Here is a 615-nt window from a genome sequence, read left to right as displayed (position 1 = left end):
ATGTTTGAGGCGTATGCTTAAAACGATGCTGATTGAATGGATCGTCAGCGCCGTGTTTTTGGGTCAGTTACCTGGTTCGAAAGTTGCGCAAGTTGATGCTTTTCGTCTTCAGTAAAATGTTGGGTCAACGCGAGTTCTAATGCTTTCTCTGACAGTTTGGTTGCTGGAGCGCTAAATAGCTTGGGATACATACTAGACAGGGCTAGTAATGCCTTTTGCAGGCGAACCTGAACTTGCAGTTGAGCTGCCCCATCATGCGCTATCGGCAAAAAGACATCATCGAATAAATCTTGGCAGTTTAACGAGGGCACAAACAATCTTGGGAAGCGAGTTTTGGTCGGCTGTTGGCTAATAAGTTCTCCCCAAAGTGAAAGCGCCCGAATCGAACGTCCCAGAACATCAATCGCAGTACCATTATCATTAACGGCAGGAGAGAGGGCCCTAGAGGCTATTTCCGCAAGTACAACTAAGCCAAAGCGAGGATCTTGGTCATAGGATCGCTCAGTTCGGATCGTGAACGCTGCCGTTACCTCACTTTCTTCTGCTAATTCGCCACAGACCCAAGCCAATGGTTGACCAAGATAAACAAAACTCCCTGGCTGCCTCTCAATATAG

At 47.3% G+C, this 615-nt stretch carries 1 protein-coding gene; it reads right to left on the bottom strand.

What is annotated here, in order from left to right; all coding sequences use genetic code 11:
* Positions 1 to 44 precede the first annotated feature (44 nt).
* A partial coding sequence (locus R7O13_RS28540) for a DUF2254 family protein (RefSeq protein WP_318305417.1) occupies positions 45 to 615 on the bottom strand: 571 nt, incomplete at its 5' end.

The organism is Vibrio sp. Y176, assembly GCF_033438945.1.
This window is presented reverse-complemented; position numbering and strand designations above follow the sequence as displayed.